Raw genomic sequence first — 26,144 nt, forward strand, 5'->3', positions numbered from 1 at the left:
TTCGGGAACGGCCGTTCTCACACATCGGGGAGCGGTTAGGAGACTCCGAAGGGGAGCTCCAGCTCGGCCCAGACGACCTTGCCGTCCCGGGTCAGCCGGCTACCCCAGCGCTGGGCGAGTTCGCTGACCAGGAACATCCCGCGGCCGCCCTCGTCCTGTTCGGCGAAGGGGCGCAGCTGCGGGGTCGCGCCGCCCGCGTCGGAGACCTCGACGGTGAGCACCCGGTCGCGGAACAGCCGCAGCCGGCGCGGTGCCTCGGCGTGCAGCAGGGCGTTCGTGACCAGTTCGCTGACCAGCAGTTCGGCGTAGTCGCAGAGCGCGTTCAGGCCCCAGGCGTCCAGGGTGGCGCGGGTGAAGCGGCGGGCCGTGCCGGGGAGCTTGCCGCCGCCGGTGAGCGGGAGGGTGGCGATCCGGTCGGCGGGCACCGGCAGCGCCCGGGCCATGATCATCGCGATGTCGTCCTCGGTGCCGTCGGTGACCAGGGCGCCGATCACGGCGTCGCAGCTCTCCTCCAGCGTCCGGCCGGGCCCGGCCAGGGTGCGGGTCAGCAGGTCGATGCCGTGGTCCAGGTCCTGGCCGCGCCGCTCGACCAGGCCGTCGGTGTAGAGGGCGAGCATGGCGCCCTCGGGGAGGGTGAAGCCGATCGACTCGAAGGCGACCCCGCCGACGCCGAGCGGGACGCCGGGCGGCACCTCGATCCTGCGGGCGGTGCCGTCGGTGCCGACCCAGACCGGCGGCAGGTGCCCGGCGGAGGCGACCTGCACGGTGCGCTCCAGCGGGTCGTAGACGGCGCAGATGCAGGTGGCGAACTGGCCCTCGCCGATCCCCGAGGCGGTCTCGTCCAGTCGGGTGAGCACCTGCTCGGGCGGCATGTCCAGGGTGGCCAGGGTGCGGGCGACGGTGCGCAGCTGGCCCATCGTGGCGGCCGCCCGGATGCCGTGGCCCATCACGTCGCCGACCACCAGGGCGACCCGGCCGCAGGACAGCGGCACCACGTCGAACCAGTCGCCGCCGACCTCGCTGACCACGCTGCTGGGCAGGTAGCGGTAGGCGATCTCCAGGCCCAGGGTGCGGTGGATCTCCTGCGGCAGCAGGCTGCGCTGCAGGGTGAGGGCGGTCTCCCGTTCGCGCCGGTAGAGCCGGGCGTTGTCCAGGGCGAGGGCGGTGCGGGCGACGAGTTCCTCGGCGAGCGCGACGTCGGCGTCGTTGAAGGGCTCGGGGTTGCGCATCCGGATGAACTCGGATCCGCCGAGGACCATGCCCCGGGCGGTTATCGGCACCATCAGGTACGAGTGGATGCCGGCGGCCATCCCGGGGGCGACCCGGTCCTCGCTGGACACCAGGCCGCGCAGCACCTCCTCGTCCACGTGCTCGCGCAGCAGCGGCCGCCCGCTGCGCAGGCACTGGGTGTAGCTGCGGTCGGGGGCGTACTCGGAGGTCTCGCCGACGACGTCCACGGCGTGGGCGAGCCCGGTGTCGTAGTTCTCCCCGACGGCGACGGCGCGCAGGGTGACGGAGCGGTCGGCGGGGATCGGGGTGGGCTCGGCCCCGCGCAGCACCGGTTCCAGCAGGTCGACGGTGGCGAAGTCGGCGAACCGGGGGACGACGGCCTCGATCAGCTCCTCGGCGGTGCGCTGGAGGTCGAGGGTGGTGCCGATCCGGGCGGTGGCCTCGGCGATGGTGGCGAGCCGCTCCTGGGCTCGGGCGGCCCGGGCCTCGGCCTGGAAGCGCTCGGTGACGTCGATGATCGAGGAGCAGACGCCGAAGACCCGGCCGGTGGAGTCCTCCAGCCGGAAGTAGGAGGCGGACCAGGCGCGGTCCCGCTTGGGGTCGCCCGGGACGCGGCCGTGCGAGCGGGCGTCCACCACGGGCTTGCCGGTCTTGAGGACCAGTCTCATGGTCTGTTCGATCTCGGCGCTGTTGATGCCGGGCAGGACGGCGGATATCCGGCGGCCGAGGTGGGCGGCGACCGGGACGCCGTTCATCCGGGCGAGCGCCTCGTTGATCCGGACGTAGCGCAGGTCGCTGTCGTAGACGGCCATGCCGATCGGGGAGCGGCCGAAGACACCGTCCAGCACGGCGAGGTCGGCCTCGATGGCGTGCACGGCCCGGGTGTCGGAGGCGGTGGCGAGCAGTAGCAGGGTGCCCGCCGGGCCGGCTATCGGGTAGGTGCGGAACTCCAGCTCGACCCGGTGGCCGTCGCGGTGGCGGACCGGGAAGACGAATGAGGCGCCGCTGCCGGACATGATCTTCTGGAACAGGCCGAGCACCGCGGGGCGGTCGGTCTCGTCGGTGAGCAGCCGGGCCGCGTAGCTGCCGACGGCCTCCTCGGCGGAGTAGCCGAGCAGCGCCTCGGCGTCCTCGCTCCAGTGCAGGATCAGGCCGTCGCTCTGCAGCAGGGCCGTGGCGAGCGGGACGAGGCGGTGGCCGTCCGGGCGTACGGGATCGCCGCTCGGCGCGGGGCCGGCGGCGGCGGTCGCGTCCCACTCGTGTCCGTGCATTCAGGCAGCACCCCGGTTCGGCTCGTGCCCGGCCGGATGGGGACTCGCGGTCCGTGCCGGCCGGGGTTCTTCTCCAGACTGCACGGACATCGGCCGCCCGGCGACCCCTTGGTCAGGGGGCGTCCGGTCGCTCGGTTGTACGGGCGTCATGGGCGTACCGGCCGCAGCGTACTCTCCAAGACGCCCGCCCACTGCCGGATCACTCCGGAACGTCGAAGGCTGTCGTCGGTCAGCAGGTTGGCCAGGCCGAGCCCGCGGGCGAGGTCGAGGGTGGCCTGCACCGATTCGCGCACGCCGGGCCGGGTCTCGTCGGCGTCCAGGAACTCCACGGCGGCCCGGTGGGCCTCCCGGCCGACGTGGCCCTCCAGGGCGATGATCCGCTCGCGCAGGCCGGCCTCGGTGGCGGCGGCGGTCCACAGGTGCAGGGCGGCCCGGAACAGCGGGCCGGTGTAGAGGCGGACGATCATGTCGACCACGGCCCGGGTGCGGTCGGGGCCGGCGGCCGGCAGCTCGTCCGCGTGGGCGCGGACGGCTGCCAGCCGCTCGGTGGTGACGTGCTCGACGGCCGCGGTGAAGAGGTCCTCCCGGGTCGGGAAGTGGTGCTGGGCGGCGCCCCGGGAGACGCCGGCCCGTTCGGCGACCACGGTGACGGTGGAGCCCTGCCAGCCGAGCTCGGCCAGGCAGTCCACGGCGGCCGCGAGCAGCCGGGCCCGGGTCGCGCGGCTGCGGTCCTGCTGGGGGGTGCGGACGGCGGGGTGACTGGTCATGGCGGGTGGCAGTTCCTGTATCGATGGGGTCTGTTCCGGTCGGGGCGCGGCGGGTCGGGGCGCCGCGGGTCGATCCTCACAGACGGGCTGCGGCCTCAGGCCTCCGGGGCTCGGCGGTAGGGGTTCAGCGGGAGGGGTTCAGCGGGAGGCCTCGCGGGCGCGCAGTTCGCGGCGGAGGATCTTGCCCGCCGCGGACTTGGGGACGGCGTCCACGAACTCCACCGCGCGCACCTTCTTGTAGGGGGCGACGTGCCCGGCGACGTAGCCGGTGACCTCCTCGGCGGTCAGCTCGCTGCCCGGGGCGCGCACCACGAAGGCCTTGGGGCACTCCGTCCCCTCGGCGTCCCGGACGCCGATCACGGCGGCGTCGGCGATCTGCGGGTGGCCGAGCAGGACGGCCTCCAGCTCGGCGGGGGCGACCTGGTAGCCCTTGTACTTGATCAGCTCCTTGACCCGGTCGACGACGAACAGGTAGCCGCGCGCGTCCACGTAGCCGACGTCGCCGGTGTGCAGCCAGCCCTCGGCGTCGACCATGGCGGCGGTGTCGGAGGGGCGGCCGAAGTAGCCCTTCATCACCTGGGGGCCGCGGATCAGCAGCTCGCCCGGCTCCCCCGGGCCGAGGTCCCGGCCGGAGCCGTCCAGGGCGATGACCCGCAGTTCGGTGGAGGGGATCAGCCGGCCGACCGAGCCGGGCACCGGGTCGGTCTCGTTCGGGGAGACCACGTGGGTGACCGGGGACAGCTCGGTCATCCCGTAGCCCTGGAGCAGGTGCGGCAGGCCCAGCCGGCGGGCGCAGGCCTCGGCGAGGTCCTGGTCCAGCGGGGCGGCCGCGCACAGCAGGTACTCGACCGAGGAGAGGTCGAACCGCCCGACGGCCGGGTGCTTGGCCAGCGCCAGGACGATCGGCGGGGCGACCACCAGGCCCTGCACCCGGTGGCGTTCGATCGCGCCGCAGAACTGCTCCAGGTCGAAGCGGGGCAGCACGACCACGGTGGCGCCGCACCGCAGCGGCTGGTTGAGCAGGGCCGTCAGGCCGTAGATGTGGAAGAACGGCAGCACGGCGAGCACCCGCTCGCCGACGGAGGGGCGGTAGAGGGCGTCGGTCTGGGCGAGGTTGGTGGCGATCGAGCGGTGGGTGAGCATCACGCCCTTGGGCAGTCCGGTGGTGCCGCTGGAGTAGGGCAGCACGGCGACGTCCTCGCCGGGGACGATCGCGGGTTCGGGGGCGGGGCCGGTGGCGGCCAGCAGGTCGGCGAGCGAGCGGTGGCCCTCGGCGCCGTCCAGGACGATGATCTCGGCCGGCGGGCGGCCCTCGGCGGCCAGCTGCTCGGCGGCGGCGCGGGCGGTCGGCAGGAACGGGGAGACGGTGATCAGGCAGCGGGCGGCGCTGTCCGCGAGCTGGCCGGCCAGCTCGCCGGCGGTGCTGAGGGAGGACACCGTGGTCACGGTGGCGCCGGCCCGGCTGGCACCGTAGTAGGCCATCGGGTACACCACCGAGTTGGGGCTGAACAGGGCCACCACGTCGCCCTTGCGCACCCCCGCCCCGGCCAGCCCGGCGGCGACCCGCTCGACGGCGGCGGCCAGCCGCGTGTAGCTGACCTCCTCCCCGGTGAGGCCGTCGATCAGGGCCGGCCGCTCGCCGTACTCGGCGGCGGCGGCGAGTACCGCGTCATGGATCGGCAGGTCGACGACGGGGACGTCCGGGAACTCGCTACGGAACACCAAGGCATGCCTCCAGTAAGGAAGTTGACGCGGCAACCAAATCGTCGGACGGTGGAGCGGGGCGTGTTCAGGAGCATACGGACAGTGCGGGGGCGGGCTGGGCCATTGTGGGGAACCGGGGGCCTGGCGAGCGTGGCACGGTTGCTCCGGGGGGCGCCCGAACGGACGGTGTGCAGCACGGCCGCCCGCCCGGGTGCGGCCCCGGCCCCCTGGAGCACCCCCGTGAGACCCACCTCCGCCGCCCTGCCGTCCGCCTGCCGTCTGCTCGCCGCCGCCGGTGTCGCGGCCGCGCTCACCCTCGGCGGGGCCCCGGTCGCACTGGCCGCGCCGGGCGACAACGGCGACGTCAAGATCCACGAGAGCACCACCCCGGTGGGCGACCAGAGCGACCAGCCCAAGGTCTGCCTGTTCTACCTGGACGCCTTCAACTTCGACACCGTCCAGCAGGTCAACTGGACCATCGAGCAGCAGCCGCCGACCGGCACCGCCCAGGTGCTGGCCGGGTCGCTCACGCTGAGCGGCGGCACCGGGCACACCGGCAACCTCACCCTCCCGGACGGGCACTACAAGCTCGAATGGACGTTCGTGGGTGAGAGCGGCACGGCGAAGCAGAAGGTCTTCGACGTCTCCTGCGCCACCTCGTCACCGTCCGCGTCGCCCTCGGGCTCGACCTCGCCGTCCGGTTCACCCTCGCCCTCCTCCTCGCGCTCGCCGTCCGCGTCCGCCAGCAACTCCCCCAGCACCTCGCACTCGCCCTCGCTGCCGCCCGGCCGCTCGCCGAGCGCCCCGCCGAACGGCGGACCGCACGGCGGGGTGGGCACCGGCGGCGGCGGCACCTCCGGGGCCGACACCGTCGAGGTGCTCGGCGGCCTCGCGCTGGTCCTCGGCGCCGGCGGACTGGGCGTCCGCGCGATGCGCCGCCGGTCCGGGCGCAATGCCGAGTCCTGACCGCGCCACCCGCGCGCCGCGCGGCGGCTCCTGGCCCTGGCGGGCCGGGGTCGCCGCGCTCGCGTTGGCGGCGGGCGGCGCCTGGCTGGTCCACGACGGCACCACCGGCCGGGACGGGCCGCCGCTGCCGCCCGCACCCGCCGCCGCCGCGCCGACCGCGGCGCCGGCACCGACGGCGAAGCCGAGCCCGACGCCGCCCGCCCGTCCGCCGCTGCCGGCCTCGGTGCCGACCCGGATCCGGATCCCCTCGATCAAGGTCGACGCCCCGGTCACCGGCCTCGGGCTGACCTCAACCCGGCAGCTGAGCACCCCGCCGATGGACCAGCGCAACCTGACCGGCTGGTACCGGGACGGCGCCGCGCCCGGCGCCGCCGGGAACGCCCTGGTCGTCGGCCACGCCGACGGCCGCACCGGACCGGCCGTGTTCTACCGGCTCGGGCTGCTGCGCCCCGGCGACACCGTCGAGGTGACCCGCAAGGACCGGCGCACCGCGGTGTTCACCGTGGACTCCGTCCGGGTCTTCCCCAAGCAGGACTTCCCGGACGCCCTGGTCTACGGCCCCACCGACCGGGCCGAGCTGCGGCTGATCACCTGCGGCGGGAAGTTCGACCGGCACACCGGGTACGCGGCCAACACCGTGGTGTTCGCGCACCTGACCGGCGCGAGGTGACGCCTCCCCGCCCCCCGCGGACCGGCGCTCAGTACGACTTGGGCAGGCCGAGGGTGTGCTGGGCGACGAAGTTGAGCACCATCTCCCGGCTGACCGGGGCCACCCGGCCGACCCGGGTGGCGGCCAGCAGCGCGCCCAGGCCGTACTCCTGGGTGAGGCCGTTGCCGCCCAGGGTCTGCACCGCCTGGTCGACGGTGCGGGCGGCGGCCTCCCCGGCGGCGTACTTGGCCATGTTGGCGGCCTCCCCGGCCGCCATGTCCTCGCCCGCGTCGTAGAGCAGCCCGGCCTTCTGGGTCATCAGCCGGGCCAGCTCGATCTCCACCGCGCACTGGGCCAGCGGGTGGGCCAGGCCCTGGTGGGCGCCGATCGGGGTGGACCAGACGGTGCGGGTCTTCGCGTACTCGACCGCCTTGCCGAGCGCCTGGCGGGCCAGACCGAGGGAGAAGGCGGCGGTCAGGATGCGCTCCGGGTTGAGGCCGGCGAACAGCTGCAGCAGACCGGCGTTCTCGTCGCCCACCAGGGCGTCGGCGGGCAGCCGGACGTCGTCCAGGAAGACCTGGAACTGCTTCTCGGGGGCGACGAGTTCCATCGGGATCGCCCGGTACTCGAAGCCGGGGGTGTCCCGGGGGACGACGAACAGGCAGGGCTTGAGCTTGCCGGTGCGGGCGTCTTCCGTACGGGCCACGAACAGCACCGCGTCGGAGTGGTCGATGCCGGAGACGAACACCTTGCGGCCGGTCAGCAGCCAGTCCTCGCCGTCCCGGCGGGCGACCGTGGAGATCCGGTGCGAGTTGCTGCCGGCGTCCGGCTCGGTGATGCCGAAGGCCATCTTGCGGCTGCCGTCGGCCAGTCCGGGCAGCCAGCGCCGCTTCTGCTCCTCGGTGCCGTACCGGGATATCACCGTGCCGCAGATCGCCGGGGAGACGATCAGCAGCAGCAACGGGCAGCCGGCGGTGCCGAGTTCCTCCAGGACGATGGCGAGGTCGCTGATGCCGCCGCCCCCGCCGCCGTACTCGACGGGCAGGTTGACGCCCAGGTAGCCGGCCTTGCCGGCCTCCGCCCAGAGTTCCTCGGCGGGCTCGCCGGCCCGGGCCTTGGCCAGGTAGTAGGCGGAGCCGTAGCGGCGGCCGAGGTCGCCGACGGCCTTGCGCAGGGCGGTGCGTTCGGGGGTTTCGAGGAGCTGACTGCCGATGGACGACATGCGTGGTCCTTCCGCTGTGCGGGTGGTCGGGCGGTGCTCAGGACTCTTCGGAGGATCAGGGCTCTTCGGGGGATCAGGACTCTTCGGGCGACATGACGACGGCGAGCAGGGCGCCGAGCTGGACCTGCTGCCCCGGGGCGGCGCGCAGTTCGACCAGGGTGCCGTCGGCGGGGGCGGTGACGCGGTGCTCCATCTTCATCGCCTCCAGCACCAGCAGCGGCTGCCCGGCGGTGACGGTGTCGCCGACGGCGGCGGTGGTGCGCAGCACGGTGCCGGGCATCGGGGCGAGCAGGGCGCCCGGGTCGGTGTGGGCGGTGGGGTCGGGGAAGCGCGGCAGCGCGGTGAGCGCGGTGCTGCCGGTCGGGGTGTCGACGTACACCCGGTCGCCGTAGCGGGCGACGTCGTAGCGGCGCTGGACCTCACCCTCGCGCAGCAGGACGTGGTCGGGCCGGGCCGCCACGAGTTCGACGTCCGGGTGGTCGGCGGCCTCCAGGCCGCCCCTGGTCCGGCGGTAGCGGACCTCCAACTCGCCTCCGTCCGGAGCCCGGTAGCGCTTGGACTGGGGCTGGGAGGGCAGGTTGCGCCAGCCGGACGGCAGGGCGCCCGGGCGGTCGGCGGCATCGGCGAGGGCCGCGGCCAGGGCGGCCCGTCCGGCGCCCTCGGCGTCGGGGGCGAGCAGCTCGGCCGCGTGCTCCACCAGGAAGCCGGTGTGCAGGCGCCCGGCCAGGAAGGCCGGGTGCCGCAGCGCCCGGACCAGCAACTCCCGGTTGGTGGACGGCCCGTGGATCCGGGTGCGGGCCAGGGCGTCGGCCAGCCGGCGGGCGGCGGCCGCGCGGGTCGGCGCCCGGACGATCACCTTGGCGAGCATCGCGTCGTAGTGCGGGGTGATCTCGCTGCCGGCCTCCACCCCGGAGTCCAGCCGCAGCCAGGAGTCCGGTCGCAGCCCGGGGCCTCCGAACTCCTGGTGCTCCGTGGTCAGTTCGAGGCGGTGCAGGGTGCCGGTGGCGGGCTGCCAGTCCCGGGCCGGGTCCTCGGCGTACAGCCGGGCCTCGATCGCGTGGCCGGTGCTCGGCGGCGGCCCGGCCGCGGGCAGCTCCTCCCCTTCGGCGACGGCGAGTTGGAGCGCGACCAGGTCCAGGCCGGTGACCGCCTCGGTGACCGGGTGCTCGACCTGGAGCCGGGTGTTCATCTCCAGGAAGAAGAACCGGCCGTCCTCGGCGAGCAGGAACTCGGCGGTGCCGGCGCCGACGTAGCCGATCGCCCGGGCGGCGTCCACCGCCGCGGTGTGCAGTTCGGCCCGTACGGCGGGCGGCAGGCCGGGGGCCGGGGCCTCCTCGATCACCTTCTGGTGCCGCCGCTGCAGCGAGCAGTCGCGGTCGCCCACCGCCCATACCGTGCCGTGGGCGTCGGCCAGCAGCTGCACCTCCACGTGCCGGCCGGTGGGCAGGTAGCGCTCGCAGAACACCTCGTCCGAGCCGAAGGCCTTGGCCGCCTCGGCCCGGGCCGCCGCCAACGCGGCGGGCAGGTCCGCCAGCCGTTCGACCACCCGCATGCCGCGGCCGCCGCCGCCCGCCGCGGCCTTCACCAGCACCGGCAGGTCCGCCTCGGTCGGTTCGGCCAGCGCGCCCAGGACGGGCACCCCGGCCACGGCCATCAGGCGCTTGGCGGCCGTCTTGGAGCCCATCGCGGCGATCGCGGCCGGCGGTGGGCCGACCCAGAGCAGGCCCGCGTCCAGCACGGCCCGGGCGAACTCCGCGTTCTCGGACAGGAATCCGTACCCGGGGTGGACGGCGTCCGCCCCGGCCTGGAGGGCCGCCCGGATGATCAGCTCGCCGCGCAGGTAGGTGTCCGCGGGCGCGGCCCCGGGCAGCCGCACGGCGGCGTCCGCCTCCCGCACGTGCGGGGCGCGGGCGTCCGGGTCCGAGTGGACGGCGGTGGTCGCGATGCCGAGCTCACGGCAGGTGCGGAACACCCGGCGGGCGATCTCGCCGCGGTTGGCGACCAGCAGGTTGGTGATCATCTGACCTCTCACATCCGGAAGACGCCGTAGCCACGCGCGCCCTCGACCGGCGCGTTGTGGATCGCGGACAGGCACAGGCCCAGCACCGTACGGGTGTCGCGCGGGTCGATCACGCCGTCGTCGTACAGCCGGCCGGACAGGAAGACCGGCAGCGACTCCGCCTCGATCTGCTGCTCGACCATCGCCCGGATCGCCGCGTCCGCGTCCTCGTCGTACGGCTGCCCCTTGGCCGCGGCCGACTGGCGGGCCACGATCGAGAGCACCCCGGCGAGCTGCTGCGGGCCCATCACCGCGGACTTGGCGCTCGGCCAGGAGAACAGGAAGCGCGGCTCGTAGGCCCGGCCGCACATGCCGTAGTGGCCGGCCCCGTAGGAGGCGCCCAGCAGCACCGACAGGTGCGGGACCTTGGAGTTCGAGACGGCGTTGATCATCATCGCGCCGTGCTTGATGATGCCGCCCTGCTCGTAGTCCCGGCCGACCATGTAGCCGGTGGTGTTGTGCAGGAACAGCAGCGGGGTGTTCCGCTGGTTCGCCAACTGGATGAACTGGGCGGCCTTCTGGGACTCCGCGCTGAACAGCACCCCCTGGGCGTTGGCCAGGATGCCGACCGGGTAGCCGTGCAGCCGGGCCCAGCCGGTGGCCAGGCTGCTGCCGTACCGCGGCTTGAACTCGTCGAAGTCGGAGCCGTCGACGATCCGGGCGATCACCTCGCGCGGGTCGAAGGGCACCTTGAGGTCGCCGGGGACGATGCCCAGCAGCTCCTCCTCGTCGTACCTCGGCGGCTCGGCGCAGCGGTCCGGGTCCGGGCCCGGTTTGCGGTGCTCCAGCCGGGCGACGATCCGGCGGGCGATCCGCAGCGCGTCCGCCTCGTCCAGCGCGAAGTGGTCGGCCAGGCCGGAGCTGCGGGCGTGCATCTCGGCGCCGCCCAGCGACTCGTCGTCGGCCTCCTCCCCGGTGGCCATCTTCACCAGCGGCGGGCCGCCGAGGAACACCTTGGCACGCTCCTTGACCAGCACGGTGTGGTCGGACATCCCCGGCACGTAGGCGCCGCCGGCCGTCGAATTGCCGAACACCACGGCCACGGTGGGGATCCCGGCCGCCGAGAGCCGGGTGAGGTCGCGGAACAGGGCGCCGCCCGGGATGAAGATCTCCTTCTGGCTGGGCAGGTCCGCCCCGCCGGACTCCACCAGGTTCACCACCGGGAGCCGGTTGTGCAGCGCGATCTCATTGGCCCGCAGCGCCTTGCGCAGCGTCCACGGATTGCTGGCGCCGCCGCGCACCGTCGGGTCGTTGGCGGTGATCACGCACTCGACGCCCTCGATCACCCCGATGCCGGTCACCAGCGCGGCACCCACCGGGTGGTCGCTGCCCCAGGCGGCCAGCGGGGACAGCTCCAGGAACGGCGAGTCCTGGTCCACCAGCAGCTCGATCCGCTCCCGGGCCAGCAGCTTGCCCCGCCTGCGGTGGCGCTCCACGTACTTGGGGCCGCCGCCGGCCAGCGCCTTGGCGTGCTCGGCGTCCAGCTCGGCCAGCTTGGCGATCATCGCGGCACGGTGCTCCGCGTACTCGGGCCCGGCCGGGTCGACACGGGTGGGCAGGGCGGTCACAGCAGAACCTCCGGGATGTCGAGGTGGCGCGAGCGCAGCCACTCGCCCAGGGCCTTCGCCTGCGGGTCGAAGCGGTGCTGGGCGGCGACGCCCTCGCCGAGCAGGCCGGTGAGGGTGAAGTTGACCGCCCTGAGGTTCGGCAGCAGGTGCCGGGTGACGGGCAACTCGGCGGTCTCGGGGAGCAGTTCGCGCAGCCGGGCGACGGTGAGGGTGTGCGCCAGCCAGCACCAGCCGTCCTCGGTGCGGGCCCAGACGCCCAGGTTGGCGTCGCCGCCCTTGTCGCCGCTGCGGGCGCCGAGCACCAGGCCGAGCGGGGCGCGGCGGGTCGGGCCCGGGGGCAGCGGTTCTGGCAACTCGCCTTCGACGGCCGGAACTTGGCCGGTGACGGGGGCGGGCGGGACGGTGATCCGACGGCCGTCCGGCAGCACCGCGGTGTGCTCGACCAGCTTCGCGTCCAGGTGCGCGGCGGTGAACACCCCGTACGGCGCGCCCGGTCCGGGTGGAGCGGTGAGGTGGAAGCCCGGGTACCCGGCGAGTCCCAACTCCACGGCGGCCTTGCCGAGTTCGCGGCCCACCTTGGCCGGGTCGCGGTCCCGGGCGGTCAGCCGGAGCAGGGCCGAGGCGGCCTCCTCGGTGTCGGCGTCCGGGTGGTCGGTGCGGGCGAGGGTCCAGCGCAGCTCGGCCGGCCTGGCCTCGGGCGGCAGGGCGTTGGCGAACTGCCGCCGCACCAGGGCGGCCTTGGCCTCGATGTCCAGGCCGGTCAGCACGAAGACCACCTCGTTGCGGTGGCCGCCGAGCCGGTTCAGGCCGACCTTGAGGGTCGGCGGCGGGGCCTCGCCGCGCACGCCGTCGATCCGCACCCGGTCCGGGCCCTCCTCGGTGAGCCGTACGGAGTCCAGCCGGGCGGTCACGTCGGGGCCGAGGTAGTGCGGTCCGCCGGTCTCGTAGAGGAGTTGGGCGGTGACGGTGCCGACGGTGACGGCCCCGCCGGTCCCGGGGTGCTTGGTGATCACACTGGAGCCGTCGGCGTGCAGCTCGGCCAGCGGGAAGCCCGGACGGTCCACGTCGTGCTCGGCGAAGAACGCGTAGTTGCCGCCGGTCGCCTGCGCGCCGCACTCCAGGACGTGCCCGGCCACCACCGCCCCGGCGAGGGCGTCCCGGTCGGCGGCGGTCCAGCCGAAGTGGGCGATCGCGGGCCCGACCACCAGCGCGGCGTCCGTCACCCGCCCGGTGACCACCACGTCCACCCCCTCGGCCAGGCAGGCGGCGATGCCGAACCCGCCGAGGTAGGCGTTGGCCGCCAACAGGCCATCGGGCAGGCCGAGTTCCTCCCGGCGCGGCAGCAGGTCGTCGCCCTCGACGTGCGCGACGGCGGTCGGGACGCCCAGGCACCGCGCCAACTCCCGCAGCTGCTCGGCGAGTCGGGCCGGATTGAGGCCGCCCGCGTTCACCACGATCCGCACGCCCCGGTCCTGCGCCAGCCCGAGGCACTCCTCCATCTGCCGCAGGAACGTCCGGGCGTACCCGAGGGACGGGTCCCGCAGCCGGTCCCGGGCCAGGATCAGCATGGTCAGCTCGGCGAGGTAGTCCCCGGTGAGCACGTCCAGCGGCCCACCCGTGAGCATCTCCCGCACCGCCGCGAAGCGGTCCCCGTAGAACCCCGAGGCATTGCCGATCCGCAGTACCGAGCGTGCGCGCGCCAATGCGCCTCCCCTGCCGGTGGGTTGACGACGCCCCGCACGAGCGCCGCCGGGCAGCAGCGTGGCACCGGGCGGGGAAAAAAGCAATCATGCCTGCTTGTTTTTCCGCCACCGCGCCGGAGTCTCCGGGCCGGAGCCGAAGCCGGCGCCGGCTCCGGTTTCGGGTCGGCTCCGATTTCGGCCGCCGGGGGCTCTGTTCGGGCCAGTCGTGCGGAATCGTGGCACCTGGACCGCCCGCCGGGACGATTCTGTTGGTGCTGCACATGGGCGCTGCCGTGAACCCGCCGGCTGCCCGCTCGAACCCCTGCCACCGCACTGTAGGGAGTCCTGACCGTGCCGTCCTTGCTGAACTACGCCATCCTCACCGACCCGACCCCGCTCCTCGCGTCGCAGCCCGGCGCACCCTCCGTGGGAACGGTGTACGTGATCGTCTCCAACACCCACCAGTCCGAGGTGCGGTGGGACTTCATCGACGTGGAGATACCGGTCGGCAGCGGCTCTGACGACCTGACGGGCGACCCCACGGCGATCAGCGCGAACCTCGAGAAGGACTACACCGTCAACCGGGAACCGGAACCGGTCTTCGACTGGGACAAGACGCGCGGCCGCTTCCGGGCGCACGACCCCTCCGGGGGGAGGCTGACCCTGCCGGCCGAGGAGTCGCTGGTCCTGAAGCTGGAGAACATACCGGTCTCCGACCTGGCGGGGCTGGTCCGGCTGAAGGTCCACGAGCGCTCCGGCGGCGGCGACGACAACCTCCCCGTCCGGAGGGCGAGACACACCACCACCCTCGGGCTGGTGAAGCAGGCTCCGAAGGTCCCGCGCAACTTCCGCCCGGAGAAGGACTCCCTGGTCGACGTGGACGCGGGCCGGAGCGTCGTGCTGGCCTGGGAGGGGCCGGACAACCTCGACTACTGGATCCGCGACCCGCAGGGGAACGAGGTGCTCGTCCAGTCGGCGTCCCAGGGGCCGCGGGTGACCCAGCGGCCCTACAGCTGGTCGCCCCCCTCCGCGCCGAGGCGGGGCACCACCTACACGCTGATCGCCGGGACGACCGTCGCCGCGCAGCCGCACCAGGGGTACTTCCTCACCACCACCGTCCACGCGCTCGTCCCCGAGTTCGACCACGGGACGCGCACTCCCTGGGTCGAGCAGGCGCCAGGCGGGAGCCGGGTCGCCTTCTCCACGACCGGAGTGGAGATCCACAACGGGACCGGCGCCCCGGGCACCGTCCTGGCCGGCACGGTCGACGCGGAACGCGTGAACGCCGGGACGGTGCACGGCCGCGGCGCCGGCGACGGGTGGATCGACTTCCCGCAGGGCGGGGTGCACGTGCACAAGGAGGGCAAGCAGGACCGGGGGACGGTCTGGGCCGACAAGGCCGACCTGAACGGCGTGAAGACCGCGTGGGTGCAGGGGCCCGGCGACACCGACGGGTGGATCGAGTTCCCGCCGAACGGGCTGAACGTCTTCCACGGCCAGGGCAGGGCCTGGGGAACCGTCTGGGCCGACCGGGCCGACCTCAACGGCGTGACCACCCACTGGGCGGAGGGGCCGGACGGGAAGAAGAGCCGGATCGCCTTCACCGAAACGGGCGTGAAGATCACCGACCCCGAGAAGAAGCGGGGCACGATCGTCGCCGGCGAGACCAACGTCCGCAGCGTGGTCACCCCCTGGGTGTCGGGGCCCCAGGCCGGCGCGGGCTGGATCTCCTTCCCGAACGAGGGGGTGGACGTGCACCGGGACGGAGAGGTCTCCTTCGGAAGGATCCGCTACGCCTCGTACAAGGAGTCGCAGAGGGTGGACGAACGCCCCGTGCACCGCAGGCTGCCCCCTTACGAGTGGCCGCCGAAGTCCGGGAACTAGTCACAGGCGGTTATCCGGTGGGTTCGCGGTCGGTTCGCGGATAGCCTCGGCGGCATGAGTTGGCTTCCTGATGACTTCGTCCACCCCGTCCACGTGCCGCTGCTGGACGGGGCGTACCACCTGCGGCCGATCCGGGAGGCGGACGCGCCGATGGACTATCCGGCCGTGATGGGGTCGCGGGAGCGGCTGTTCGGGATCTTCGGGCCGGCCTGGGGGTGGCCGGCCGGGACGATGACGGCCGAGGCGAACCGGGTGGACCTGGCGCGGCACGAGCGGGAGATCGCCGCGCACCAGTCGTTCAACTACGTGCTGCTGGACGCCGCGGAGACGGCGGTGCGCGGGTGCGTGTACATCGATCCGCCGGAGCGGGTCGGGGCGGACGGGGAGATCGCCTGGTGGGTGGTGGACGAGCTGGTCGGCGGGGAGGTGGAGCGGGCGCTGGACGCGCTGGTGCCGCAGTGGATCGCCGCCGACTGGCCGTTCGCGCGGCCGCGCTTCCTGGGGCGCGACCTCGCCTGGGAGGAGTGGCTGGCGCTGCCTGGTGCGCCCGATGCCTGATCGGGCGGCGCCTGACCGGGCGCTGACCTTCGGGACGGTGGCCGAGGCCTACGAGCGGTACCGGCCGGGGTATCCCGCGGAGCTCTTCGACCTGGTCGCGGAGTACGCGGGCCGGCCGGTGCGGACGGCCCTGGAGATCGGGGCCGGGACGGGCAAGGCGACCCGGCTGTTCGCCGGGCGCGGCGTCGCCGTCACCGCGACCGAGCCCGACCCCGCCATGCTCGCCGAGCTGCGCCGGCACGCCCCGGCCGGCGTCCGGACGGTACGGGCGGCCTTCGAGGAGCTGCCGCCTGACGGACCGTACGACCTGGTGTACGCGGCAGCGGCGCTGCACTGGACGCAGCCGGCGGGCCGGTGGGAGCGGGTGGCCGAACTGCTACGCCCGGGCGGGGTGTTCGCCTCCATGGGCGGGCCCTTCCAGCTGACCGATCCCGAACTGGCGGAAGCCGTCCGGGCGGCGCGGGCGCCGTTCCTGGCGAGCGATGACGTGCCGTCCCCGGACGGGACGCCGCCGGAGCGGGAGATGCAGTGGCCGGGCACCGAGCTGCAGCGTTCCGAGTGCTTCGACGAGGTGCAACAAGCGCTGGTGCCACGGCGGTTGACGCTGGGTCCGGAGGAGTACCTCGGCCATCTGTCGACCGTCTCGGCCTATCTGATGCTGCCGCAGGACGCCCGGGAGGAGGCGTTCCGCCGGATCCTCGCGATGCTGCCGGAGCGCGTCGCACTGGACGCGGACATCACCGTTCACCTCGCGCAGCGCCGCTGATTCGTGGCTTCCGCCAGTACTGGCGGTCCGCGGCGCTGCGGAAGACTTCCCGTCAGGTCGTCAAACCACGGGAGGGCCACGCGATGGGCGTGCAGCAGTACGACGGGATCGGCGAGGCGTTCGAGGGCTTCAAGGCACTGCCGCTGACGCGGTACGGGGAGGTGCCGAGCTTCCTCGGCCTGGTCGGGGACGTGCGCGGCAAGAGCGTCCTCGACCTGGCCTGCGGGACGGGCTTCTACAGCCGGGAGCTCCGGCGGCGCGGCGCGGCGGAGGTGCTCGGCGTCGACATCTCCACCGAGATGATCGCCGCCGCGGAGTCGTTCGAGCAGCGCGAGCCGCTGGGAGTGCGCTACGAGGTCGGCGACGTGGCCGAACTCCGGCCGCTGGAAGGGAAGTTCGACGTCGCACTGGCGGTGCAGTGTCTCAACTACGCGGAGGACCGCGCGTCGCTGGACCGGATGTGCCGCAACATCCACCGCAGCCTGGTGCCGGGCGGGGACTTCTACGTCTTCGCCCAGAAGCCGGACTACGCCTTCGACTGCGCGTCCCTGGAGCAGTACGGGTTCCGCTGCGAGCCGACCGGTGATCACGTCGAGACCGGCCCGCGGGTCCGGGTCACCGCGCTGCTCGACCCCCAGCCGATCAGCATCCTCGGCACCGTCCCGCGCCGCGAGGTCTACGAGGAGTCGCTGCGCGGGGCCGGGTTCACCGAGCTGGAGTGGGTGCCGCTGGGGATCTCCGAGGAGGGCCTGCGCGAGTACGGCGAGGACTTCTGGGCGGACCTGCTCGCCCACCCGCCGCTGGAGATGCTGCGCTGCCGCGCCTGAGCGGCGAGCGCTGAGCGCCACGCCCTGCGCATGACCATCGACCCCGGGGAACGGCGACCACACCCGCCGCTCCCGGGGTCGATCAGTTTTCGAGAAGCGCCCGCCCGGGGGCCGCGCCTAGCGTTGCAGTCATGAACGACATCAGCATTCACTGGACCTTCCTCCCCCACACCGACCCCGAGGCCTCGCTCGCCTTCTACCGGGACCTGCTCGGCTTCGAGGTCCGCCAGGACGTCGGCGGCGGCCCGATGCGGTGGATCACCGTCGGGCCCGCCGACCAGCCCGGCGTGTCGCTGGTGCTGGAGCCGCCGTTCGCGGACCCGGGCATCACCGAGGACGAGCGGCGTACCATCACCGAGATGATGGCCAAGGGGACGTACGCCCGGGTGGTGCTCGCCACCGCCGACCTGGACGGGGTGTTCGACCGGCTGAAGTCCGGCGGCGCCGAGCTCGTCCAGGAGCCCACCCTCCAGCCGTACGGCGTCCGCGACTGCGCCTTCCGCGACCCGGCGGGCAACATGGTCCGCTTCAACGAAGTGCGCTGACCCCCTCGGGCCCGTCCCGGCCACGACCGGCCGGGGCGGGCCCGCCCCCTGCCGAAACGACCGATCACCGAGAACGACCGATCACCGAGAACGACCGACCGCCGGGAGCGAAGAGAACGATGGCCGAGCCGCACGTCGCCGACAGCCACGACCTGATCCGCGTGCACGGGGCACGCGAGAACAACCTCAAGGACGTCAGCGTCGACATCCCCAAGCGCCGGTTGACGGTGTTCACCGGGGTGTCCGGCTCCGGCAAGAGCTCGCTGGTCTTCGACACCATCGCCGCCGAGTCGCAGCGGCTGATCAACGAGACCTACAGCGCCTTCGTCCAGGGCTTCATGCCGACCCTGGCCCGCCCCGAGGTGGACGTCCTGGAGGGCCTGACCACCGCGATCCTGGTCGACCAGCAGCGGATGGGCGCCGACCCGCGCTCCACGGTCGGCACCGCGACCGATGCCAACGCAATGCTGCGGATCCTGTTCAGCCGGCTGGGCACCCCGCACATCGGCTCCCCCAAGGCGTTCTCCTTCAACGTCCCCTCGATCAGCGGCGCCGGCGCGGTGACCGTCGAGCGCGGCGGCAAGACGGTCAAGGAGCGGCGCAGCTTCAGCATCACCGGCGGCATGTGCCCGCGCTGCGAGGGCCGGGGCAGCGTCTCCGACATCGACCTCACCCAGCTGTACGACGACACCAAGTCGCTCGCCGAGGGCGCGATCCTGGTCCCCGGCTGGAAGCCGGACAGCTGGTGGACGGTCGGGGTCTACGCCAACTCGGGCTTCCTCGACGCGGACAAGCCGATCCGCAAGTACACCAAGAAGGAGCTCCAGGACTTCCTGTACCGGGAGCCGACCAAGGTCAAGGTCAACGGGGTCAACCTGACCTACGAGGGCCTGATCCCCAAGATCCAGAAGTCCATGCTGTCCAAGGACAAGGAGGCGATGCAGCCGCACATCCGGGCCTTCGTGGAGCGCGCCGTCACCTTCACCGCCTGCCCGGAGTGCGAGGGCACCCGGCTGAGCGCGGCCGCCCGCTCCTCGAAGATCGGGGCCGTCAGCATCGCCGACGCCTGCGCGATGCAGATCAGCGACCTCGCGGACTGGGTCCGGGCGCTGGACGAGCCCGCGGTGGCGCCGCTGCTCTCCGCGCTGCGGCAGGCGCTGGACGCCTTCGTGGAGATCGGCCTCGGCTACCTCTCGCTGGACCGCCCCTCCGGCACCCTGTCCGGCGGCGAGGCGCAGCGGGTGAAGATGATCCGCCACCTGGGCTCCTCGCTGACGGACACCACGTACGTCTTCGACGAGCCCACCACCGGGCTGCACCCGCACGACATCAGCCGGATGAACGACCTGCTGCTGCGGCTGCGGGACAAGGGCAACACGGTGCTGGTGGTCGAGCACAAGCCGCAGACCATCGCGATCGCCGACCACGTGGTGGACCTCGGCCCCGGGGCGGGTGCGGCGGGCGGCTCGGTGTGCTTCGAGGGCAGCGTGGCCGGGCTGCGGAAGAGCGGCACCGTCACCGGCCGGCACCTGGCGGACCGGACGGCGCTGCGGGAGGGGGTGCGCAAGCCCACCGGGTCGTTGGCGATCCGCGGCGCGAACGCCCACAACCTGCGGGACGTGGACGTGGACGTCCCGCTCGGGGTGCTCACCGTGGTGACGGGCGTGGCGGGCTCCGGGAAGAGTTCGCTGATCCACGGCTCGATCCCGATGACGGAGGGCGTGGTCTCGGTCGACCAGGGCGCGATCAAGGGCTCCCGGCGCAGCAACCCGGCGACGTACACCGGGCTGCTGGAGCCGATCCGCAAGGCCTTCGCCAAGGCTAACGGCGTGAAGCCGGCCCTGTTCAGCGCCAACTCGGAGGGCGCCTGCCCGACCTGCAACGGGGCGGGCGTGGTCTACACCGACCTGGCGATGATGGCCGGGGTGGCCACCACCTGCGAGGACTGCGAGGGCAAGCGCTACCAGGCCGCGGTGCTGGAGTACCGGCTGGGCGGCCGGGACATCAGCGAGGTGCTGGCGATGTCGGTGACCGAGGCGGAGGAGTTCTTCGGCGACGGGGAGGCGAAGCTGCCGGCCGCGCACCGGATCCTGGAGCGGCTGGCCGACGTCGGCCTGGGCTACCTCAGCCTCGGCCAGCCGTTGACCACGCTGTCCGGCGGTGAGCGGCAGCGGCTGAAGCTGGCCACCCACATGGCGGACAAGGGCGGGGTCTACGTCCTGGACGAGCCGACCACCGGGCTGCACCTGGCGGACGTCGAGCAGCTGCTCGGCCTGCTGGACCGGCTGGTGGACTCCGGCAAGTCGGTGATCGTGATCGAGCACCACCTGGCGGTCATGGCGCACGCCGACTGGATCATCGACCTCGGGCCGGGCGCCGGGCACGACGGCGGGCGGGTGGTCTTCGAGGGCACCCCGGCCGAGCTGGTCGCGGCCCGCTCGACGCTGACCGGCGAGCACCTCGCCGAGTACGTGAAGTGAAGCTCTACGCCAGCGGGAGGACCATCTCCAGGATCCGGGCCTGCTCGTCCAGCACATACGGGGTCTCGCCGCCGGTGTAGCTGAAGCCGCGCCGCCGGTAGAAGGCGGCGGCGCGGTCGTTCGCCTCGTGGACGCCGAGCAGCATCCACTCGGCGCCGTCCTCCCGGGCCCGGGCGATCACCGCGTCCAGCAGGGCGTCGGCGACGCCGCGCTCGCGGCCGCGGTGCGCCGGGTCGACCCAGACGCCGATCAGGTCGACGGTGGCGACCTTGCGGCTGGGGGTCGCGATCATGGTGGCGACCCACCGGTCGGTCTCGTCCACGGCGACCAGGCCGAACCGGCCGGGCTCGTTCAGCCAGTCCGTCCGGGCCCGCCAGTTGCCCTCGCCCTGGAGCAGCGCGTACGCGTGGGTCTCGCCGAACGCCAGCGGGGTGTCGAGGAGCTGGGCCAGCCGGATGGTGCGCAGCCGCTCCCAGTCGTCCGGTCCGATCCGCTCGATCCGGTACTCCATGCCCGCCCCCGTCATGCGATCCGCCTCCGCCGCCGGCGGTCGCCGACGACGGAGGCAGGATAACCGCAGCTCAGGTCAGGGCTTGAGGCGGACCACCTGCGGGTCGTGGTCGCTGGCCTGCTGGGCGAACTCGGCGTTGATGTGCACCACGTCGTACGTGGCACGGCCGAGCGCGGGGCTGACCAGGATGTGGTCCAGCACCTGCGAGTTGCCCTGGTAGACGTACGAGTACTGCTCGGTCTCCGGCAGCTCGTCCACCAGGTCGCGCAGCACCCCGCCCTTGGTGAGGGCGGCCAGCGCGGGCGAGAACTGGTAGTCGTTGAAGTCGCCGAGCGAGACGACCTTGGCCTGCTCGTCGGCGGTCAGCAGCTTCGCGACGAAGGCCTGCTCGACGGTGGCCTGCTTGATCCGCTGCACCTCGGAGCCGCGGGTCGGGGCCTGGAAGCGGCTGTCGATGCCCTGGTCGCCGCCCTTGCTGTTGAAGTGGTTGGCGATCACGAAGACTTTCTGGCCGCGGAAGGCGAACTGGCCGACCAGCGGCTTGCGGCTGTTGGTCCACGCCTCGTCGGCGGGCTCGATCCGGCCGGGCGAGGCGGTGAGCGCGGCGGCGGTGCCGGTGCCGGTCACGCCGACGGCGGTGGTGGCGCTGCCGCCGGGGATGTCGGTGAAGGAGACCCGCTGGGGGTTGAACAGGAAGACCTGGCGGATGTTGCCGCCGGGCTCGCCGCCGTCCTTGCCGTCCTGCGGGTCGACCGAGCGCCAGTCGTAGGCGGGGCCGCCGGCCGCCTTGATCGCGTCGAGGAACTTCGCGACGGTCCGGCCGGCGCCGACGGTGCCGTCGTTCTTGGCGCCGTTGTCGTCCTGGATCTCCTCCAGGGCGACGATGTCGGGCGAGCGCAGGTTGGTGACGATGCCCCGGGCCAGCTCGGCGAACTTGGCGTCCGGGTTGGTGGCGGCCAGGTTCTCCACGTTGTAGGTGGCGATGGTGAGTTCGCGCTCGCCCGGCTGCGCGGTGACCTCGCGCTGGAGGTGGTTGTCCTTGTGGGCGCCCAGGGTGCCGGCGACCAGGGTGTAGCCGCCGAACTGGTTGTAGTCCAGCGGGCCGGTGGTGGTGCCGGTCAGTTCGTCGCCGACATTGGCCACCGGGAAGGGCTGCTGGGCGGCGGGGGCCTGCTGCTGCACCATCAGGCGGCCGACGTTGGGCTCGCGGTAGGACTCGTACAGCACGCCGCCGCGCTTGCTGCGCTGGTCCTGCCGGTCGGCGGCGACCCACAGCTCGTTGTACTTGTCGGTCGCCTGTATCACCCGGACGTCCTTGACCTGGACGAGCATGCCCTCCAGCGACTCGTAGAAGTCCAGGGCGTACTTCTCCGGGTTCAGCTGTCCGGCGTCGATGCTGCCGTCGGGCCCGGCGGGCGGGGCGTAGCGGCCGGGGATGTTGCGGGTGTCCAGCACCACGGGGGCGGGCAGCGGGTTGCCGGCGGAGAGCACCGTGACGGCGGGGCCGGTGAGTTCGGTGATGGACTGCGAGCCGCCCGAGTAGTTCGGGTAGTACTCGGTGACCTTGCCGCTGACCAGCACCGAGTCGCCGACCTGCACGGTCGGGTTTCCCCCGGTGTAGACGAAGATGCCCTCGCTGGTGGCGGGGTTGTCGTCGGGGTTCGGGTCCTGCAGCCAGAAGCCCTTGACGCCGCCGTACGCGCGCACGCCGGTGACGATCCCGGGCACGCCGGTGACGGGCTTTCCGGCCTGCGGGGAGACCCGGGTGGTGCCCTGGATGTCGTGGATCCGCAGCGGGCCGGCCTCGGTCGGCGCGGGCGGGGCGGCCTGGCCTGCGGCGTTCGCGGCGGGCAGCGGGACGAGCACCAGGGAGAAGGCCAGCGCGGCCGGGGCGAGGGCGGCGCGCAGCAGGGCGGCTCTGCGGGGGCGGGGAGCAGGGGCGGTGGTCACCGGGCGGGTCTCCTGTCAGAGAGATGGCGGGGGACGGCTCCCGTCCCCCGCGGCGCCCTCAAGATACGCGCGTAGAAAATGCCCCGACAAGACCGCGTCAGTGAACTCCTGATACCCGGCGCATTACCTGCCGTTTGCTCAACTCCCAGCTTTTCCCGGATACTTCCCAGGAATCCGTCAGGCTTCCCCGATCCGTTCCACGATCAGCTCGCACAGCTCGTGGGTGCGCAGCGCGTCATGGGCGTCCAGGGTCTTCCCGGCCCGGACGGCGTCCAGGAAGCCCAGCACGCACTGCTCGATCCCGCGCTGGCGGGCCACCGGCACCCAGTCGCCGCGCCGCCGGACGGTCGGCTGGCCGCGGTGGTCGATCACCTCGGCGAGGTTGCGCACCTCGCGCTTGGAGTCGCCGCCGGAGACCTCCAGCACCTCCTCGGTCGAGCCGGAGAGCCGGTTCATGATGCCGAGCGCGGTGAACCCCTCCCCGCCGAGCGTCAGCACCACGTGCTCGACCAGGCCCGCCCGGTCCTTGCGGGCCCGGACGTCCACGTGCTCGATCTCGCCGGGTACCAGGAACCGCAGGGTGTCCACCACGTGCACGAAGTCGTCGAAGACCAGCGTCCGGGCGGCCTCGGCGAGGCCCTCGCGGTTCTTCTGCAGCACGATCAGGTCGCGCGGGCGCTCCAGGGCCTGGACGTACCCGGGCGCGTGGCGCCGGTTGAAGCCGACCATCAGCGAACGGCCGGTCCGGTCGGCGAGGTCGACCAGCCGGCGGGAGCCGTCCACGGTGTAGTCGAGCGGCTTGTCCACGTACACGTCCACCCCGGCGCCGAGCAGCCGCTCGACGATCGGCACGTGCTGGTCGGTGGCCGCGTGCACGAAGGCGGCCCGGATGCCGCTGTCGATCAGCGCCCCGAGGTCGGTGAACCGCCGCCCGGCGTCGATCCGGTGGGTCTCCCCCAGCCGGTCCAGCTTGGCCCGGTCCCGGGTCATCAGCCGCAGGTCCAGTCCGGGCAGCGCGGTGAGCACCGGCAGGTAGGCCTTCTGCGCGATGTCGCCGAGGCCGATCACCCCGACCGGCAGCGGGCCGGCGGGGACGACGGTCGAGGTCATGGGGGCTCCAGGGGTGCGGCCGGTCATGGTTCCCGCCACCCTACGCGCTCCGCCCCGGACGGTTCGGGCACGATCCCGGGCCGGCGCCCAACGGCCTTCCGGCGCACGGATGGTAGGGGAAACCCGACCACCGGTTCTCGACCTGGCTGTCATGACGTCACCGACCGGCGGCGGCTGGAATGGTGGGGTGCTCACTCACCAGGCCCACCGGGCCCCGGGAGCCGACGGGCACAGGTGGTACTGGTGCGCCGGATGGCTCGCATCCGCCGCCTGGGCCGCCGCGTTCCCCCTCGTCTCCTCCCTCGGCCCGCACCGGACCTGGGGGACGGTCGCCGCGGTCGGCTACCTCGCCGCGGCGGTCACCGTCCTGCTGCCCTCCCGGCGGGACCCGCGGACCGGGTCGACCGCCCTCGCGCTCTCCGGTGCGGTCGTCCTGCCGCTGCTGCTCCTGGTGCACTCCGGGGCGGCGCAGAGCGAGGTCGGGGTGATCGAGCGGTCCGGCTCGCTGCTGGTCCACCAGGTGTCCCCGTACCTCGACGACCCGCGCACGGTGGGCGAGGTGACGCCCTACCTGCCGGCGATGGCGCTGCTGGGCGTGCCGCGCGCGCTGCTCGGCGCCGACGGCCTGCCGGCCCGGCTGGCCGGGGACCCCCGGGTCTGGTGCGCGGCCGTGCTCCTCGGCGGGCTGTGGCTCGCCCACCGGCTGCTGCGCGCCGCCGCGCCGGACACCGGGGCGGCGGCCGGACCGGACGGCGGGCCGGACACCGGGCCGGACGACGGGCGGCGCTGGGGCGCGGTACCGGCCGGGCAGGCCCTGGCGGCCCTGGTCGCCTCGCCGGTGGTGGCGCTGCCGCTCGCGGTCAGCGGCGTCGACCTCCCGCTGACCGGACTGCTCTGCCTGGCCCTCGCGCTGGCCGCGGTGGGCCGCCCGGCCGCCACCGGGCTGGTGCTGGCCGCGGCCTGCGCCATGAAGTGGACGGCCTGGCCCGCGGTGGCCGTCGCCGTCGCCCTGCTCGCCGCCACGGCCGGGCGGCGGGCCGCGGGCCGCTGCCTCGGCACGGCGCTGGTGGGCACCGCCGCCCTGGTGCTGCCGGCCGCGGTGCTCGCCCCCGGGCCGATGGTCGACCAGGTGCTGGCCTTCCCGCTCGGCCGCGGCGGGCTGCGCACCGAGGCCGCCAGTCCGCTGCCGGGCAAGCTGCTCGCCGACCTCGGCACGGCCGGCTGGTGCGCGGCGGTCGCCCTGCTGCTGCTCGGCGGCCTGGGCGTCGCCGTCTCGCTGGTGCGCCGGCCGCCGCGCGACCTGGTCGCCGCCGCCGACCGGCTGGCCCTCGGGCTGGGCGCGGCCTTCCTGCTGGCGCCGGCCGGCCGCTTCGGCTACCTCGCACTGCCGGCCGTGCTGGCGCTCTGGGCCCGCGTCATGCCCGCGCCGCGCCCGGCGGGTCCGGTGCCGGCCCCCATTCCGGTTCCGGTGCGTCAGGGCGGCGCCGAACCGACCACCACCCGTTCCTCCCAGGAAGGAGGTGTCCGATGAGCCTCCAGCCGCTGGACGCCACGGCCCCGCTCGACCCCACCGACCGGCCGCACCCCGCCCCCGGGGCCCGCACCCGCCCCGTCGCCACCCGGTCCACGGGCATCCGCGCCACGGCCGTCGCCGGCGCGCTGCGCCGGGCTGGCGGGCGGTTGTCCTTCGTCGAGGACGAGGTCGCCGGGCTGCGCCAGGTCGTCGCCCCCGGCGCCACCTGCCTCGACATCGGCGCCGAGTACGGCCTCTACACCTGGGTGCTGTCCGCCCTGGTCGGCCCGGCCGGGCGGGTGCACAGCGTGGAGCCGCTGCCCGGCCCGTCCCGCTGGCTGCGCACCGCCTCCCGGCTGCTCGGCACCCGCAACGTCGCCGTGCACCGGCTCGCCCTCGGCGCCGAGGCCGGGCGCGGAACGCTCAGCCTGCCCAAGCGGCGCGGGCTCCCAGTGCACGGCCGGACGTACCTCACCGACGGCGCCGACGGTCCCGGGCCGAACGCCGAGTTCAGCACCTCGGTCCAGGTGGCCACCCGGGTCGCCACCCTCGACCGGCTCGCCGACGAACTGCACCTCACCGAGGTCTCGTTCATCAAGGCCGATGTCGAGGGCGCCGAACTGGCCCTGCTCCGCGGCGGAGCCGCCACCCTGCGCCGCCACCGGCCGGCGCTGCTGCTGGAGATCGAGGACCGGCACCTGGCCAAGTACGGCGCGCGGGCCGCGGACGTCGTGGAGCACCTGGAGCAGTACGGCTACCGGCCGCACCGCTGGTGGCGCGGCCGCTGGGTCCCCGTCCCGGAGGTCGGCGACGACTGCCGGAACTACCTCTTCACCGTCTGACCGCCCCTCAACGCCACCCCTCCCGCCACCCCTCACGGAA

General features: G+C 73.8%; 20 protein-coding genes. 10 read left to right on the plus strand and 10 right to left on the minus strand.

Features of this window, described 5'->3' with window-relative positions; translation table 11 throughout:
* Positions 1–35: 35 nt before the first annotated feature.
* The 3 genes from ACFVXG_RS14815 to ACFVXG_RS14825 form a co-directional block, all read right to left on the minus strand.
* Positions 36–2,501, minus strand: a complete 2,466-nt coding sequence (locus tag ACFVXG_RS14815) for a SpoIIE family protein phosphatase (RefSeq protein ID WP_387927536.1) — start codon at positions 2,499–2,501, stop codon at positions 36–38.
* A 146-nt stretch (positions 2,502–2,647) separates the two neighbouring features.
* Positions 2,648–3,268, minus strand: a complete 621-nt coding sequence (locus ACFVXG_RS14820) for a TetR/AcrR family transcriptional regulator (protein ID WP_350503326.1) — start codon at positions 3,266–3,268, stop codon at positions 2,648–2,650.
* 138 nt (positions 3,269–3,406) lie between these two features.
* On the minus strand, positions 3,407–4,990 hold the full coding sequence (locus ACFVXG_RS14825; protein ID WP_387927538.1) for a 4-coumarate--CoA ligase family protein: 1,584 nt from the start codon (positions 4,988–4,990) through the stop codon (positions 3,407–3,409).
* A 222-nt stretch (positions 4,991–5,212) separates the two neighbouring features.
* On the opposite strand from ACFVXG_RS14825, the gene ACFVXG_RS14830 reads away from it, so the two are divergent.
* Together ACFVXG_RS14830 and ACFVXG_RS14835 are read left to right on the plus strand one after the other, a co-directional pair.
* Complete coding sequence (locus ACFVXG_RS14830; protein ID WP_387927540.1) at positions 5,213–5,938, plus strand: hypothetical protein; 726 nt, start codon at positions 5,213–5,215, stop codon at positions 5,936–5,938.
* Positions 5,925–6,608, plus strand: coding sequence for a class F sortase (locus tag ACFVXG_RS14835; RefSeq protein WP_387927541.1), 684 nt, complete (start codon positions 5,925–5,927; stop codon positions 6,606–6,608). The genes ACFVXG_RS14830 and ACFVXG_RS14835 overlap by 14 nt, the downstream gene beginning before the upstream one ends.
* 28 nt (positions 6,609–6,636) lie before the next feature.
* On the opposite strand, the gene ACFVXG_RS14840 is transcribed toward ACFVXG_RS14835, so the two are convergent.
* The 4 genes from ACFVXG_RS14840 to ACFVXG_RS14855 form a co-directional block, all read right to left on the minus strand.
* Entirely contained in the window at positions 6,637–7,809 is a 1,173-nt protein-coding gene (locus tag ACFVXG_RS14840) for an acyl-CoA dehydrogenase family protein (RefSeq protein WP_387927543.1), read from the minus strand.
* A 73-nt stretch (positions 7,810–7,882) separates the two neighbouring features.
* The gene (locus ACFVXG_RS14845) at positions 7,883–9,829 is read right to left on the minus strand and encodes an acetyl/propionyl/methylcrotonyl-CoA carboxylase subunit alpha (RefSeq protein WP_387927545.1); all 1,947 of its coding nucleotides are present in this window, start codon (positions 9,827–9,829) and stop codon (positions 7,883–7,885) included.
* An 8-nt stretch (positions 9,830–9,837) separates the two neighbouring features.
* On the minus strand, positions 9,838–11,436 hold the full coding sequence (locus ACFVXG_RS14850) for an acyl-CoA carboxylase subunit beta (protein ID WP_387927546.1): 1,599 nt from the start codon (positions 11,434–11,436) through the stop codon (positions 9,838–9,840).
* Positions 11,433–13,139, minus strand: a complete 1,707-nt coding sequence (locus tag ACFVXG_RS14855) for an acyclic terpene utilization AtuA family protein (protein ID WP_387927548.1) — start codon at positions 13,137–13,139, stop codon at positions 11,433–11,435. Before ACFVXG_RS14855 ends, ACFVXG_RS14850 begins: the two co-directional genes overlap by 4 nt.
* 330 nt (positions 13,140–13,469) lie before the next feature.
* Between ACFVXG_RS14855 and ACFVXG_RS14860 the strand changes: the two genes are divergently transcribed.
* From ACFVXG_RS14860 to ACFVXG_RS14885, 6 genes are all read left to right on the plus strand, one after another.
* The gene (locus ACFVXG_RS14860; RefSeq protein ID WP_387927550.1) at positions 13,470–15,002 is read left to right on the plus strand and encodes a hypothetical protein; all 1,533 of its coding nucleotides are present in this window, start codon (positions 13,470–13,472) and stop codon (positions 15,000–15,002) included.
* 54 nt (positions 15,003–15,056) lie between these two features.
* Positions 15,057–15,560, plus strand: a complete 504-nt coding sequence (locus ACFVXG_RS14865) for an N-acetyltransferase (protein WP_387927552.1) — start codon at positions 15,057–15,059, stop codon at positions 15,558–15,560.
* Positions 15,553–16,326, plus strand: a complete 774-nt coding sequence (locus ACFVXG_RS14870) for a class I SAM-dependent methyltransferase (RefSeq protein WP_387927554.1) — start codon at positions 15,553–15,555, stop codon at positions 16,324–16,326. Before ACFVXG_RS14865 ends, ACFVXG_RS14870 begins: the two co-directional genes overlap by 8 nt.
* An 83-nt stretch (positions 16,327–16,409) precedes the next feature.
* Complete coding sequence (locus ACFVXG_RS14875; RefSeq protein ID WP_387927556.1) at positions 16,410–17,153, plus strand: class I SAM-dependent methyltransferase; 744 nt, start codon at positions 16,410–16,412, stop codon at positions 17,151–17,153.
* Between the two features lie 131 nt (positions 17,154–17,284).
* Positions 17,285–17,698: a VOC family protein gene (locus ACFVXG_RS14880; protein ID WP_387927558.1), complete on the plus strand. Its 414-nt coding sequence runs from the start codon at positions 17,285–17,287 to the stop codon at positions 17,696–17,698.
* Between the two features lie 119 nt (positions 17,699–17,817).
* Positions 17,818–20,178 carry an ATP-binding cassette domain-containing protein gene (locus ACFVXG_RS14885; protein ID WP_387927560.1) on the plus strand — a complete coding sequence of 787 codons (2,361 nt, stop codon included), beginning with the start codon at positions 17,818–17,820 and terminating at the stop codon, positions 20,176–20,178.
* 4 nt (positions 20,179–20,182) lie between these two features.
* On the opposite strand, the gene ACFVXG_RS14890 is transcribed toward ACFVXG_RS14885, so the two are convergent.
* The 3 genes from ACFVXG_RS14890 to ACFVXG_RS14900 form a co-directional block, all read right to left on the minus strand.
* Positions 20,183–20,704 carry a GNAT family N-acetyltransferase gene (locus ACFVXG_RS14890; protein ID WP_387927562.1) on the minus strand — a complete coding sequence of 174 codons (522 nt, stop codon included), beginning with the start codon at positions 20,702–20,704 and terminating at the stop codon, positions 20,183–20,185.
* A 60-nt stretch (positions 20,705–20,764) separates the two neighbouring features.
* A complete protein-coding gene (locus ACFVXG_RS14895; protein ID WP_387927564.1) occupies positions 20,765–22,639 on the minus strand; it encodes an endonuclease/exonuclease/phosphatase family protein in 1,875 nt (624 codons plus the stop codon).
* A gap of 177 nt (positions 22,640–22,816) precedes the next feature.
* A complete protein-coding gene (locus tag ACFVXG_RS14900) occupies positions 22,817–23,719 on the minus strand; it encodes a Gfo/Idh/MocA family protein (protein WP_387927848.1) in 903 nt (300 codons plus the stop codon).
* A gap of 217 nt (positions 23,720–23,936) precedes the next feature.
* On the opposite strand from ACFVXG_RS14900, the gene ACFVXG_RS14905 reads away from it, so the two are divergent.
* Positions 23,937–25,280: a hypothetical protein gene (locus ACFVXG_RS14905; RefSeq protein ID WP_387927566.1), complete on the plus strand. Its 1,344-nt coding sequence runs from the start codon at positions 23,937–23,939 to the stop codon at positions 25,278–25,280.
* Positions 25,277–26,104, plus strand: coding sequence for an FkbM family methyltransferase (locus tag ACFVXG_RS14910; RefSeq protein ID WP_387927568.1), 828 nt, complete (start codon positions 25,277–25,279; stop codon positions 26,102–26,104). The genes ACFVXG_RS14905 and ACFVXG_RS14910 overlap by 4 nt, the downstream gene beginning before the upstream one ends.
* Positions 26,105–26,144: the final 40 nt, after the last annotated feature.

Source organism: Kitasatospora sp. NPDC058162, assembly GCF_042884005.1.
Classification (GTDB): Bacteria; Actinomycetota; Actinomycetes; order Streptomycetales; family Streptomycetaceae; genus Kitasatospora.

What these genes read in the sequence shown, in the direction of transcription:
- ACFVXG_RS14865 (WP_387927552.1), top strand. Translation starts at nt 15,057, where the DNA reads ATGAGTTGGCTTCCTGATGACTTCGTCCACCCCGTCCACGTGCCGCTG.
- ACFVXG_RS14815 (WP_387927536.1), bottom strand. Translation starts at nt 2,501, where the DNA reads ATGCACGGACACGAGTGGGACGCGACCGCCGCCGCCGGCCCCGCGCCG.
- ACFVXG_RS14845 (WP_387927545.1), bottom strand. Translation starts at nt 9,829, where the DNA reads ATGATCACCAACCTGCTGGTCGCCAACCGCGGCGAGATCGCCCGCCGG.
- ACFVXG_RS14910 (WP_387927568.1), top strand. Translation starts at nt 25,277, where the DNA reads ATGAGCCTCCAGCCGCTGGACGCCACGGCCCCGCTCGACCCCACCGAC.
- ACFVXG_RS14835 (WP_387927541.1), top strand. Translation starts at nt 5,925, where the DNA reads ATGCCGAGTCCTGACCGCGCCACCCGCGCGCCGCGCGGCGGCTCCTGG.
- ACFVXG_RS14875 (WP_387927556.1), top strand. Translation starts at nt 16,410, where the DNA reads ATGGGCGTGCAGCAGTACGACGGGATCGGCGAGGCGTTCGAGGGCTTC.
- ACFVXG_RS14880 (WP_387927558.1), top strand. Translation starts at nt 17,285, where the DNA reads ATGAACGACATCAGCATTCACTGGACCTTCCTCCCCCACACCGACCCC.
- ACFVXG_RS14885 (WP_387927560.1), top strand. Translation starts at nt 17,818, where the DNA reads ATGGCCGAGCCGCACGTCGCCGACAGCCACGACCTGATCCGCGTGCAC.
- ACFVXG_RS14820 (WP_350503326.1), bottom strand. Translation starts at nt 3,268, where the DNA reads ATGACCAGTCACCCCGCCGTCCGCACCCCCCAGCAGGACCGCAGCCGC.
- ACFVXG_RS14870 (WP_387927554.1), top strand. Translation starts at nt 15,553, where the DNA reads ATGCCTGATCGGGCGGCGCCTGACCGGGCGCTGACCTTCGGGACGGTG.
- ACFVXG_RS14890 (WP_387927562.1), bottom strand. Translation starts at nt 20,704, where the DNA reads ATGACGGGGGCGGGCATGGAGTACCGGATCGAGCGGATCGGACCGGAC.
- ACFVXG_RS14840 (WP_387927543.1), bottom strand. Translation starts at nt 7,809, where the DNA reads ATGTCGTCCATCGGCAGTCAGCTCCTCGAAACCCCCGAACGCACCGCC.